Source organism: Klebsiella sp. SYXHC3 (assembly GCF_057196925.1).
The window spans coordinates 80,624-93,039 of the sequence record NZ_JBXUNG010000001.1 but is presented as its reverse complement, the minus strand read 5'-3'; the positions used below and the strand labels follow the sequence as shown (position 1 = coordinate 93,039).

Annotated in this window: 11 protein-coding genes, 3 tRNA genes and 1 pseudogene; 9 read left to right on the top strand and 6 right to left on the bottom strand. The window is 54.5% G+C overall.

Annotation, left to right across the window (positions count from 1 at the left end):
* The first annotated feature begins 77 nt into the window (after nucleotides 1–77).
* From AC2CGP_RS00425 to AC2CGP_RS00415, 3 genes are all read left to right on the top strand, one after another.
* A tRNA-Val gene (locus AC2CGP_RS00425) sits at nucleotides 78–154 on the top strand.
* A 3-nt stretch (nucleotides 155–157) separates the two neighbouring features.
* Nucleotides 158–234: transfer RNA gene (locus AC2CGP_RS00420), tRNA-Val, on the top strand.
* Between the two features lie 3 nt (nucleotides 235–237).
* A tRNA-Val gene (locus AC2CGP_RS00415) sits at nucleotides 238–314 on the top strand.
* Nucleotides 315–367: 53 nt separating this feature from the next.
* Here AC2CGP_RS00415 and AC2CGP_RS00410 read toward each other — a convergent pair.
* Together AC2CGP_RS00410 and AC2CGP_RS00405 are read right to left on the bottom strand one after the other, a co-directional pair.
* A complete protein-coding gene (locus tag AC2CGP_RS00410; protein WP_020079007.1) occupies nucleotides 368–685 on the bottom strand; it encodes a putative quinol monooxygenase in 318 nt (105 codons plus the stop codon).
* A 101-nt stretch (nucleotides 686–786) separates the two neighbouring features.
* Nucleotides 787–1,389 carry a cupin domain-containing protein gene (locus AC2CGP_RS00405; protein WP_042892320.1) on the bottom strand — a complete coding sequence of 201 codons (603 nt, stop codon included), beginning with the start codon at nucleotides 1,387–1,389 and terminating at the stop codon, nucleotides 787–789.
* Between the two features lie 43 nt (nucleotides 1,390–1,432).
* On the opposite strand from AC2CGP_RS00405, the gene AC2CGP_RS00400 reads away from it, so the two are divergent.
* The 3 genes from AC2CGP_RS00400 (at nucleotide 1,433) to AC2CGP_RS00390 (ending at nucleotide 2,815) form a co-directional block, all read left to right on the top strand.
* Nucleotides 1,433–2,119 (top strand): B3/B4 domain-containing protein, encoded by a 687-nt coding sequence (locus tag AC2CGP_RS00400; protein WP_020079008.1) that lies wholly within the window; start codon nucleotides 1,433–1,435, stop codon nucleotides 2,117–2,119.
* A gap of 21 nt (nucleotides 2,120–2,140) precedes the next feature.
* On the top strand, nucleotides 2,141–2,491 hold the full coding sequence (locus AC2CGP_RS00395) for an antibiotic biosynthesis monooxygenase family protein (protein WP_015366895.1): 351 nt from the start codon (nucleotides 2,141–2,143) through the stop codon (nucleotides 2,489–2,491).
* A 114-nt stretch (nucleotides 2,492–2,605) separates the two neighbouring features.
* Nucleotides 2,606–2,815 carry a YdgH/BhsA/McbA-like domain containing protein gene (locus tag AC2CGP_RS00390; protein ID WP_015366896.1) on the top strand — a complete coding sequence of 70 codons (210 nt, stop codon included), beginning with the start codon at nucleotides 2,606–2,608 and terminating at the stop codon, nucleotides 2,813–2,815.
* 89 nt (nucleotides 2,816–2,904) lie between these two features.
* Here AC2CGP_RS00390 and AC2CGP_RS00385 read toward each other — a convergent pair.
* From AC2CGP_RS00385 to AC2CGP_RS00370, 4 genes and pseudogenes are all read right to left on the bottom strand, one after another.
* Nucleotides 2,905–3,579, bottom strand: a pseudogene (locus AC2CGP_RS00385) (carboxymuconolactone decarboxylase family protein).
* A gap of 110 nt (nucleotides 3,580–3,689) precedes the next feature.
* Nucleotides 3,690–4,325, bottom strand: coding sequence for a carbonic anhydrase (locus tag AC2CGP_RS00380; RefSeq protein WP_015366898.1), 636 nt, complete (start codon nucleotides 4,323–4,325; stop codon nucleotides 3,690–3,692).
* Nucleotides 4,326–4,473: 148 nt separating this feature from the next.
* On the bottom strand, nucleotides 4,474–6,123 hold the full coding sequence (locus tag AC2CGP_RS00375; RefSeq protein WP_042892316.1) for an OFA family MFS transporter: 1,650 nt from the start codon (nucleotides 6,121–6,123) through the stop codon (nucleotides 4,474–4,476).
* A gap of 280 nt (nucleotides 6,124–6,403) precedes the next feature.
* Nucleotides 6,404–8,182 carry a sigma-54 interaction domain-containing protein gene (locus AC2CGP_RS00370; RefSeq protein WP_015366900.1) on the bottom strand — a complete coding sequence of 593 codons (1,779 nt, stop codon included), beginning with the start codon at nucleotides 8,180–8,182 and terminating at the stop codon, nucleotides 6,404–6,406.
* A 485-nt stretch (nucleotides 8,183–8,667) separates the two neighbouring features.
* Here AC2CGP_RS00370 and ygeW point away from each other — a divergent pair, with 485 nt between their 5' ends.
* From ygeW to AC2CGP_RS00355, 3 genes are read left to right on the top strand one after another with little or no spacing between them, the layout of a single operon-like run.
* Nucleotides 8,668–9,855, top strand: coding sequence for a knotted carbamoyltransferase YgeW (ygeW, locus tag AC2CGP_RS00365; protein ID WP_015366901.1), 1,188 nt, complete (start codon nucleotides 8,668–8,670; stop codon nucleotides 9,853–9,855).
* Nucleotides 9,856–9,914: 59 nt separating this feature from the next.
* The gene (dpaL, locus tag AC2CGP_RS00360; protein WP_015705214.1) at nucleotides 9,915–11,114 is read left to right on the top strand and encodes a diaminopropionate ammonia-lyase; all 1,200 of its coding nucleotides are present in this window, start codon (nucleotides 9,915–9,917) and stop codon (nucleotides 11,112–11,114) included.
* 54 nt (nucleotides 11,115–11,168) lie between these two features.
* Complete coding sequence (locus AC2CGP_RS00355; protein ID WP_015705213.1) at nucleotides 11,169–12,380, top strand: YgeY family selenium metabolism-linked hydrolase; 1,212 nt, start codon at nucleotides 11,169–11,171, stop codon at nucleotides 12,378–12,380.
* Nucleotides 12,381–12,416 lie beyond the last annotated feature (36 nt).

Here is a 12,416-nt window from a genome sequence, read left to right as displayed (position 1 = left end):
GCAAGAAAAGTGACGTTTGCCTCTTGCCACACGGCCTCCCTGCCGTTAATATGCGTCCCCGTTGTCACCACAACATTGCGTTCATAGCTCAGTTGGTTAGAGCACCACCTTGACATGGTGGGGGTCGTTGGTTCGAGTCCAATTGAACGCACCATTCGCGTTTATAGCTCAGTTGGTTAGAGCACCACCTTGACATGGTGGGGGTCGTTGGTTCGAGTCCAATTAAACGCACCATATGCGTCCGTAGCTCAGTTGGTTAGAGCACCACCTTGACATGGTGGGGGTCGGTGGTTCGAGTCCACTCGGACGCACCATTTCAATCATTATTGATTTGGTGCGCACTTCTCTTCTTTCCTCTTGCTTTTATCTATAACGACATCAGTCGCTGTACCTGAATACTCTCCAGTTTCCCCTCCAGAATCGCCAGAAAATCGTCATGATACGGCATCGCAACGTGCTGTTTTAGATCGTCTTCCGAGCGCCAACGCTCAATAAACACAAATGAGATCTTTCCTTGCCGGGAAAGCTGCCTGACATCAGGGATCTCCCGGCTTTCGTGCAGGTCATATTGCAGGCACCCTGCTTCTCTGTGCGTCGGCGGCACCATGGCTAATGCCGCCTCTCTGATGGTATCGATATATTCAGGATGGGGGGTCAGCGTGGCAACAATTTTGACTTCACTCATAAGGTTTCCTCTGGCTCACCGCGTTCCCCTGGAGGCTATATCTATCCAGGGCGTGAATTATTCAGCGTAGTGGTGAAGCCAGCATTACGCCAGAGTCCGCGTCAGCGCCCTTTCTCATACACCGTCATGGTAAAGACGACGGGCAACTGACTGAAATTACAATATTCATGTGGCACATCGGTACGTGCTACCGCAGAACACCCTTCAGCCACCTGATATGGGTCATTATTCACCGTCAGGGTGAGTTCTCCCTCGGTCACGTATAGCAGTTCCCAGGTGTCGGCCGGATGCCCCGGCGAACGGAACGATTCGCCAGGCAACATCCGCCACTGCCAGAGTTCAAGCATATCCGGTCCGCTGGTGCCGGCCAGCAGCCTGGCACTGCCGCCCTGCTCGCCGCGCCATAATACCGGAATCGCATCACGGTCGATAAGATGAACCATCGGCTCACTGGCAACGTTGACAAACTCCGCCACCGACACCCCCATCGCCGCAGCGATTTTGCACAACAGCGCGATACTGGGATTCGCCCTACACCCTTCGATATCCACCAGCATCCCTTTACTGACGCCGGCGCGACGGGAAAGCTCGTCGAGAGAGATCTTCTTTTCGCGTCGAAACTGCTTAATACGCCGCGATACCGCCTCATTAATGCGGCTTAGATCGTTGCTGTTATCGGTCGTTATATTGACTTTATCATTCATCGGTCGATATTATGCTCTAAATCAGTCATTACAGGATTATGCAATGTCTCACCCATTACCGTCAATTAGCCCACAGTTAGCCGGGATCGCTCCTGGGTTTCGGGCGCTGAGTATTACCGTCAACGCTGCGCCGCTAAGTGATGCTTCTATCGGTGAAGCCGCGCTGGCGTCAGCCTGTCAGGCAGTATTAGCCGGAGAACCCGCATGGGCGGAGGACCATCTCGCGGCATGGTCTACGGTATTCAAAGCGTTTGGCGCTAAACCGAAACGTACGCCCTGTTCCGCAGAGGCGTTGCGTAAACGCGTACTTCGCGATGGCGCCATGCCGGCAATTGACCCGGTCGTTGACCTCTACAATGCCGTCAGTCTGCGGTATGCCATTCCCGTCGGCGGCGAGAACATCGCCGCCTATTGCGGCGCGCCGCGTCTGGTCATCGCCGACGGCTCTGAGCCCTTTGATACGATGAAGGAAGGCTTAGCCGCCGTTGAATCACCGGAACCGGGAGAAGTCATTTGGCGTGACGATCGCGGTGTGACCTGCCGCCGCTGGAACTGGCGACAGGGAGTTCGTACCCGCCTGAGCGCTCGCGATCGACATATGTGGTTTATTCTGGAAAGCCTGCCAGAGATGCCGCTCGAAGCGCTGCATGAGGCCGGCCGCATGCTTACCGGGGGGCTGGAGCAGATGATGCCCGGCTTGAGCCACCAGTCCACGCTAATCAGCCTATAAAGTCAGACACAGGAGCAGGTAATGTCACTATTTTTAACCAGTTTTATCTTTGAGAAGAAAGAGTACGACGATGACTTTTATCAACTGGACGGCGAGATCGAGCGCTATACCCAGTCGCTGGAGGGATTTATCGGTATGGAGAGCTATCATGATGCCGCCAGCGGCCGAATCATCAACAACTACTACTGGCGCGACCGACAGTCTATGGAAATGATGATGAACCATCTGCAACACCAGCAGGCCAAAGCTCAGGGGCAACGCTGGATCGCCGGGTATCAAACCATCGTTGCCGAGATTGAGGGCAGCCACAATATGAACCTGCCCCATCCACTTGCGGAGTATCCACTACGCTACCAATCAAAACATCAGTGATTTTGAACAAGATAGGCAAATTGTTTCGATTTTAAACAATCATCATTGGTTCTATTCTTATCACATCGGAGCAACAGCGCTCCTCGCCAAACAAAATCTTTAAGGAATATGACCATGAAATCCATCAAAACTTTTGCTGCAGTTACCGTGCTGTCCCTGATGTCATTCGGTGCTTTCGCCCAGAGCGTGACGGCAACCGCTTCAACCCTCGACCGTGCGGAAGCGAAAATTGCCGCCCAGGCTGCGGAGCAAGGCGCGTCTTATAAAATTACCAGCGCCCAGTTCAATAACCGCGTCTATATGACTGCCGAACTGAGCAAATAATAGTGCGAGTGTGACGCGCCAGGCTTTATCTCTGGCGCGCCGCGCTGCTTTTCAGCTACGACAGTGTCGTTGTCCTCTCCACCGATGCTTCAACTACCTGCCACTTGCTCCAGCACCGCCGAGGCCTTTGCTGCTATTTCGGCGCTGACTTTTGTCGCCAGCACGTCAATAAATCCACGCAGTTGCTGCGCCGTCAGGCCGTTGTGCAGGCTAATCGCGTAATGGCTCTTCAGCTGGCTTTCCACGCCCGATAGTGCGGCCAGCATTGAGATCGTCGCCAGCTCGCGCGTCGGCCAATCCAGGACGTCACGCTGGAAAATATCGCCAAACAGATGCGCCTTCAGATAGCAGTCGATAGCTGGCGCAAATTCAAATAGCGGTCCGCTGACCGTTTACCCGACCAGTTGTGTCTGATTACGGCTACCGGCCTGCAGGCTATCCCAATTCTCCGGTAACGGGGTCGCTGTCGCCCCCTCGTTATCAATAACGCCTCGCGCCTGACGCTCGGTTATCACCTTCATCAGGCAGGAGAGCGCATTCAGGCTACGCGGAAAGCCGCAGTAGGCGTACAGCTGCACCAGCGTCTCTTTTAACTCATTTATCGTCAGGCCGGTGTCCAGCGCGGTATCCAGCGCATGGGCCAGCGCCGCGATATTGCCTTCGGCGGCCAGGGCGGCAACCGGGATCAGCGCCTGTTGGCGCGCGTTCAATGGGTTTTGCATCGTTTGTTCTCCAAACGGAAAGTATCGACAGGAGAAAAAGATTATAGAAACTTGGCAGGGGGTTGATTAGCCAGGCAAAAACGAACAGACCTATGAGATGGGCTCATGAATTATCCATTACGATGCACAGGGCTTCCTTGCCCTGGGGAATATTATTCGAAGTAGACTTCCGGATTTTCCGACAGTGAAACGAAGGTTTTGGTGTCTTTATCCAGCGCGCGAATATCGCCGCTTTCGATATCATAGAACCAGCCGTGCAGACGCAGGGTTTTGTCGCGCAGGCCAACCGCGACCGATGGATGCGTTTTAATGTTGTTCAACTGGGCAATGACGTTTTCCTGCACCATACCGTTCACTTTATCGGTCTCGCTGGCCCAGGTTTTCTTCTCAACCACCGCTTTCGCCGCGTCCGAATAACGCAACCAGTGGGAAACGGCAGGCATTGGTTCCAGACACTGGCAGGTGGCGATGGCTTTCATCGCGCCGCAGTTGGAGTGGCCGCAGATGACAATATCCGTCACACCGAGGGCGACAACCGCATATTCAATGGTGGCTGACACGCCGCCCGGCTCCGGCCCGAAAGAGGGCACAATATTACCGGCATTACGAATAACGAACAGCTGCCCTGGCTCCTGCTGGGTAACCAGCTCCGGGACCAGGCGGCTATCAGAACAAGAGATGAACAACGCTTTTGGATTCTGGCTCGACGCCAGGCTGCGGAAGAGCTCTTTGCGTTGCGGGAAAATCTCTTTCTGGAAGTTGAGGAAGCCCTCAATGATATGTTGCATAGCAGTGTCTCTTTTCTCTGTAGTAATTACGATATGACAAAGATCACATTTAGCTAGTGTATCACCGAAGCGCAGAATGGGAATCGTTATTGATAATAGCTGTGCAATAAGCACCCAACCTGTCCTTTGGGTGCTTGCCTCTGTGGGTCTACATAAAGAACTTCACCGCTTGTTGCAAGGTGGTGCCCATTCCCCACAGCAAGGGTATACCGACGGCCAGCCAGCTTAGCGTCAGCAGCAGCGGCGCGGGCGTCGGTTCCCAGCTCAGCTGCGCATCTTTATTGATAGTATACAGACCCCTCGCCTGCTGCTGTTGCTCCGCGGTCATGGCATATTTCTGCGGAATCGGCCGAACCAGCTGATTACAAATAAAGCCGATGATAAGCAACCCGGTCAACGCCAGCAGCGTGATGTCATAAATTCTCGCGGGTTCCACCCCCTGCGCCAGCTGGTACTCGCGCAAATAGTTGACCAGCACCGGGCCGCTGATCCCGGCCGCCGACCAGGCAGTCAGCAGACGGCCATGAATCGCGCCAACCATTTGTGAGCCAAATACGTCGGCAAGATACGCCGGGATGGTCGCGAAACCGCCGCCGTACATAGAAATAATCACACAGAGCGCACAAACAAAAAACGCCACGTAGCCGCCGTGGTTAATCAACGGCAACGTGCCGTAAAGTAGGGTTCCCAGAAAGAAGATCAGCGCGAAGGTGGCTTTCCTGCCGCACATATCGGAAACAGAAGCCCAGAAAAAGCGCCCCAGAATATTAAACAGGCTGAGCAGCCCGGTAAATCCCGCCGCCATCGTCGCGATGCGCTTCAGCTGTTCTGTATTAAGTTCCTGCCAGCCCAGATCCAGGGATAGTAGCTTACCGGCAAAAATCTCCTGCAGCATCGGCGAGGCCATGCCGAGAATGCCAATCCCGGCGGTAACGTTGAGCCACAGCACCAGCCACAGCAGCCAGAATTGCGGCGTGCGCCACGCGACGCTGACGTGAACCTGAACGGTTGGCTGTTTGCTGATGGCTTGCTGCGCCTTCGCGCCGACCGGATGCCAGCCCATAGGCGGCAGACGGTAACCAAAAGTACCGCAGAGCATAAACAGCGCATATATCACCGCCAGCGCCAGAATGCTCTGCCATACCCCACTTCCCTGACCATCGGCGAAAAAATTAATCAGCCAATTCGCCAGCGGCGCTCCCACCAGCGCCCCGCCGCCGAAGCCCATGATCGCCATTCCCGCGGCCATCCCTCGCTTATCGGGGAACCAGCGCAACAGCGTTGAGACCGGCGAGATATAGCCAAGCCCCAGGCCAATGCCGCCAATCACACCGGCGCCCAACCACAGTAGCCACAGCTGATGAAAATAGATTGCCGCGCTCGCCAGCACCAGGCCGCCACACCAGCAGAGGGTGGCGACAAAACTCACCAGACGCGGGCCAACCTTCTCCAGCCAGCTCCCCCAAAGCGCCGCGGAGCAGCCGAGAAAAACGAAGAACAGCGTATAGGTCCAGCCGAGCAGGGAAATTTTCCAGTCGCACTGGCGGGTCACCAGTTGCTGCCAGAATGACATATCGACCGGACACTGCAGCGGCACGCTGCCGCCAATCAGCTGCGACATTGGCAGCCAGTAGACGGAAAAGCCGTAGGCCATGCCAATGCACAAATGCACCGCCAGCGCCGCGGGAGGGACCAACCAGCGGTTAAATCCAGGTTTAGCAATAATGCGGGGCTTAGCAAAAAAACGACTCAACGATGAAACGGGCGGAGTCGCGAGATTCTCATTTATCTGCACCATATTCCTGTCCTTATCATGTTTGTTTGCCGACTATCGCAGTAGCCGACGGCAAACGGTAAAGGCAAGAAAAATGCCACCTGCTGAAAAAACGAACAGAAAATGGCGACTGAAGCGAGCAAGCACAACCCATAAGCCATGAGGAGAGGGAGTTGAAAGCTGTAAAAAAAGAGAAAATCATCGGTAGTGATTTTCTCTTTCCCGGACATCGAGGTGTTTTCGTTGCCAGATCAATAACGATCGGCGATTTTGATAAACGTTGCTCTCAGAGTGATACGGCTTATCAGACCCCGACCAGTTCATACTTTTTAATTTTGCGATATAGCGTCGCAATGCCGATCCCGAGCTCATCGGCGGCCTGCTTTTTATTGCTATAGCGCGTCAGCGCATCGCGGATCATCTGTTTTTCCATCTCCTCCAGCGCCGTTCCCCCCTCTTCTTCTTTCGCAACGCTGGCTGGTGCCGCCCGGCTGCTTTCGCGCTCGTTGACTTTGCCGCTGCTGATAAGATTTGGCGGCAGCAGCGACAGATCAATCACCTCGCCGGAGGGAACCACGTTAACCAGATACTCCATCAAGTTACTCAGCTCGCGAATATTGCCCGGCCAGCGGTAGTTCTTCAGTAAGGCGATGACTTCCGGGGACACGCCGGGATAGACCAGCTCCAGCCGACGGGTGTGCAGATGCAGGAAATAGTGAATCAGCAGTTCGATATCATCCTGACGCTCGCGCAAAGGCGGCAGGCGTAGTGGGATGACATTAAGCCGATAGAACAGGTCCTCGCGGAATTTCCCTTCGGCAATGAACTGCTCAAGGTTCTGGTTAGTGGCCGAAATAATGCGGATATCGACCGGCACCGGATGGCTGGCGCCCACCGGCTGAATTTCGCGCGATTCAATCGCCCGCAGCAGCTTGGCCTGTAGGGTTAATGGCATATCGCCGATTTCATCAAGAAACAGCGTGCCGTGATTAGCCGCCTGAATCAGACCGGTCTTGCCATTGGCCGAGGCCCCGGTAAATGCGCCTTTGACGTAACCAAAGAGTTCGCTCTCCAGTAGCTGTTCGGGGATGGCCGCGCAGTTGATCGCGATGAAAGGCTTCGCCTGACGGTCGCTGAGTTTATGCACCGCGCGAGCGACCACCTCTTTGCCGGTTCCACTTTCGCCGACGATCATCACGCTCGACGGGCTTGGCGCCACGCGGGTAATCAGTTTTTTCAGCTGACGCATTGGCCGACATTCGCCAACCATCTGTTCAATCTGCGGGCCATCCTGCGGTGGCGCCAGATCGGCCGACGAATGCGACTGATGGAAGGCCATTAAGAACAGCCATTGATCCTGAATAGCGTGCAGCTGACCGATAATAAGCTCTTTCTTATCATCAAAAGAAATGACGTGCTGTACGTGACCGCGAATAAAGTTTTGCGCAAAAGTCAGCGGACGAAAATGAATAGTTTTGCCAATCATACTGCCATGATTCGCGCCAAGGATTTTCATCGCCGCCTGATTGGCAAATTTCACTTTTTGATCCTGGCTAACCACCAGCACGCCTTGATCCATGTTTTCAATCATGGTGGAAAACATTTTAAGCATATTATCTCCCCCGCCCTGGTCCTCTAACAGGCGGGAGACAAATATTGAAGAAACATGGCGTACATAATCTGAGAACTCGTGAAGGTTGTCATTAATGCGCTCCTGCTGCTCGCGAGTTAAGGCGACCAGGCTAATAACCCCGACACACTGTTCTTGATAAATCACCGGGGTACCCAGAAATGCCTTTTCTTTACAGTTCTCTTTATTGGTACAGTCTTTACACAAGGGATCAAAACGCGAATGAGTCACGACCTTTTCTTTTTTTGTTTCTATTATGTAACGTAAAAGTCGCGAATCTGTATTTAATTTTCGCCCCAGGAATTTACCGTAGGCGCCGGTACCGGCGACCCGGCACAGCGTATTGTCGACAATCTCGACTTCGAGTTGTAACACGCTGGAGAGCATGCGGGCAAAACGTTGAATCGTTGGCTGAATCTGCATTAAAACGGATAGCGAATTGGAGGGAATCATAATTGACCTTTTAATATCAGTAGCCGAAAGAAAATGCTGAAGATCGACTCTTTTTATTCTGCGTTTATCATACTACCGCCGCCCAGGCTGAAAAAAGGTGCCAACCCTGCGCTTTTTTACAGCTTAAAGAAAATATGGAAGAGGTATCACATTTTCCTCTCAATATGATAATCCGCAGGGCAAAATTATCATTTTGGTGTTGAAATCACCGTCGCAGAACGATATCCACGCTTGTCTGACGGCTCAAAGTAAATTTACCGTGACAACTGGCAAATGAATTTCATTTCCATCAGTTGAGCGTTATAAGCCATTTTTCGTGACCCGCCTCGCATAATCCCCGACTTTTCCACTCGCCCACCGCGACTGAATTATAACTGGCACGCTTATTGTTAGTGGTAATACAGCGCTGGCCGTCGCCACTTACATCAATGTCATTTCGACTGCACAGCAATCAATAAGCCGTCATTCACTACCAGGATCGAAATATGAAAACTGTTAACGAACTGATCAAGGATATCAATAAGCTCAACTCTAACCTGCATGAAAAAGATTTCCTGCTGACGTGGGAGCAATCGCCGGACGAGCTGAAGCAGGTGCTGGATGTCGCCGCGGCGCTGAAAACGTTGCGGGCGGAAAACATCGCAACCAAAGTTTTTAACAGCGGACTGGGTATTTCGGTCTTTCGCGATAACTCTACCCGCACCCGCTTCTCTTATGCCTCGGCGTTAAACCTGCTCGGCCTGGCGCAGCAGGACCTCGACGAGGGCAAGTCGCAGATAGCCCACGGTGAAACGGTGCGCGAAACCGCCAATATGATCTCCTTCTGCGCAGACGCTATCGGTATCCGCGACGATATGTACCTCGGCGCCGGCAACGCCTATATGCGTGAAGTCGGTGAAGCGCTGGATGACGGCCACAAACAGGGCGTACTGCCGCAGCGCCCGGCATTAATTAACCTGCAGTGCGACATTGACCATCCGACGCAGGCGATGGCCGATCTGGCCTGGCTGCGTGAGCACTTCGGCTCGCTGGAAAATCTGAAAGGTAAAAAAATTGCCATGACCTGGGCCTACTCGCCAAGTTACGGCAAACCGCTTTCCGTCCCGCAGGGAATCATCGGCCTGATGACCCGCTTCGGTATGGACGTCACCCTCGCCCATCCAGAGGGCTACGATCTGATCCCGGACGTTATCGAAGTGGCGAAGAAAAACGCCGCGGCTTCCGGCGGCAGCTTCCGCCAGGTCACCGATATGGCGGAAGCCTTTAAAGACGCCGATATTGTCTACCCGAAATCCTGGGCGCCATACAAAGTGATGGAACAACGCACAGAACTACTGCGCGCCAACGACCATGACGGGCTGAAAGCGCTGGAAAAAGCCTGTCTCGCCCAGAACGCCAATCACAAAGACTGGCACTGTACCGAAGAGATGATGAAGCACACCAAAGACGGTGACGCGCTGTATATGCACTGCCTGCCGGCGGATATTACCGGCGTCTCCTGCGAGGAAGGCGAAGTCACCGAAGCGGTGTTCGAGAAATATCGTATCGCCACCTATAAAGAGGCCAGCTGGAAGCCGTACATCATCGCCGCCATGATCCTCTGTCGCAAATATGCCAAACCCGGTCAGTTGCTGGAGCAACTGCTGCAGGACGCGCAAAAACGCATCAAATAACCTCGCGAGCCGGTCTGCGGGCCGGCTTCCCCGACTCCAAAGAAGGATAAGGACAGAATATGTCTGCTTTTTCGCTGAAAATGGATATTGCCGACAACCGTTTCTTTACCGGTGAAACCTCGCCGCTGTTCTCTCGTCAGCAGGCACAACAGGCGCGCCATTTTCATCAAAAAATCGCCGGTTACCAACCGACGCCGCTGTATGCCCTGAAGGAACTGGCGACGCTGTTCGGCGTAAAGAACATCCTGGTAAAAGATGAATCCCAGCGCTTTGGCCTCAACGCCTTCAAAATGCTCGGCGGCGCCTACGCCATCGCCCAACTGTTGTGTGAAAAATACCATCTCGATATTAACGCCTTCTCGTTTGAGACCCTGAAATCCACCATCAAAGAGAAGATGACTTTCGCCACTACCACCGACGGCAACCACGGGCGCGGCGTCGCCTGGGCCGCCCAGCAGCTTGGGCAAAACGCGGTGGTGTACATGCCGAAAGGTTCAGCGCAGGAACGCGTGGACGCCATTTTACGCCTCGGCGCGGAATGTATCGTTACCGATATGAACTACGACGATACCGTGCGCTTTACCATGCAAACCGCACAGAAAAACGGCTGGGAAGTGGTACAGGACACCGCATGGGAAGGCTACACCAAAATTCCAACCTGGATTATGCAAGGTTACGCCACCCTCGCCGATGAAGCGGTAGAACAAATGGCGGCGATGGGCATTGCTCGCCCTACCCACGTCTTCCTGCAGGCCGGTGTCGGCGCGATGGCAGGCGGCGTGCTCGGTTATCTGGTCGACGTTTTCGGCGCCCGCGATTTGCACTCGGTGATCGTGGAGCCTGAACTGGCGGACTGCATCTATCGCTCCGGGTTAAAAGGCGACATCGTCAACGTCGGCGGCGACATGGCCACCATCATGGCAGGACTGGCCTGCGGCGAACCTAACCCGCTGGGCTGGGAAATTCTGCGCAACTGCGCCACCCAATTTATCTCCTGCCAGGATGCCGTTGCCGCCCTCGGTATGCGCGTACTCGGTAATCCTGTCGGCAATGACCACCGGGTTATCTCCGGTGAATCCGGCGCCGTCGGGCTCGGGACGCTGGCCGCTGTTCACTTCCATCCGCAGCGCCAGGCGCTGATGAACAAACTGGGGCTTGATAGCCACTCCGTGGTGCTGGTCATCAGCACCGAAGGCGACACCGACGTGCAGCATTACCGCGAAGTCGTCTGGGAAGGCAAGCTGCCGGCAGCACAATAAACGTTCAACATATTCATCCCGCGAAGCGGGAAACCAGGACCGGAGAGTTAATTCATGGCTAAGCACATTCCTTTCAAACTGATTGTCGAAAAAGCAAACCACTACCAGCAGGATATGACCCGCTTCCTGCGCGATATGATCGCTATCCCCAGCGAAAGCTGTGACGAAAAACGCGTCGTGCATCGTATTAAAGAAGAGATGGAAAAAGTCGGCTTCGATAAAGTCGAGATTGACCCGATGGGCAACGTGCTGGGCTATATCGGCCACGGCCCGCGGCTGGTCGCTATGGACGCGCATATTGATACCGTTGGCATCGGTAACATCAAGAACTGGACCTTCGACCCCTATCAGGGGATGGAAACCGATGAGCTGATCGGCGGGCGCGGCGCGTCCGACCAGGAAGGCGGGATGGCGTCGATGGTCTACGCTGGGAAAATCATCAAGGACCTCGGTCTGGAAGATGAATATACCCTGCTGGTGACCGGTACCGTTCAGGAGGAAGATTGTGACGGTCTGTGCTGGCAGTACATCATCGAACAGTCCGGCATTCGCCCGGAATTCGTGGTCAGTACCGAGCCGACGGATTGCCAAATCTATCGCGGCCAGCGCGGGCGTATGGAGATTCGCGTTGATGTCCAGGGAGTGAGCTGCCACGGCTCGGCGCCGGAGCGCGGCGATAATGCCATCTTCAAAATGGGTCCAATTCTTAACGAACTGCAGGAGCTCTCCCATAACCTGGGCAACGATGAGTTCCTGGGTAAAGGCACCCTCACCGTCTCAGAAATTTTCTTCACCTCGCCAAGCCGCTGCGCGGTTGCCGACAGCTGCGCGGTCTCTATCGACCGCCGTCTGACCTGGGGCGAAACCTGGGAAGGCGCGCTGGATGAGATCCGCGCCCTGCCTGCCGTACAGAAGGCCGGCGCAGTGGTCTCAATGTACAACTATGAACGCCCGTCATGGACCGGGCTGGTTTATCCAACGGAATGCTACTTCCCGACCTGGAAAGTAGAAGAGGATCATTTCACCGTACGCGCGCTCAGCAACGCTTATGAAGGGCTGTTCGGTAAAGCGCCGGTGGTCGATAAATGGACCTTCTCCACCAACGGCGTTTCCATCATGGGCCGTCACGGCATCCCGGTTATCGGTTTCGGGCCAGGTAAAGAGCCGGAAGCCCATGCGCCAAATGAAAAAACCTGGAAACAGCATCTGGTGACCTGTGCCGCGATGTACGCCGCAATCCCGCTGAGCTGGCTGGCCACAGAGTAAGTTTATACGGTTATTCCTCCCGCCGCGCGTCGGCGG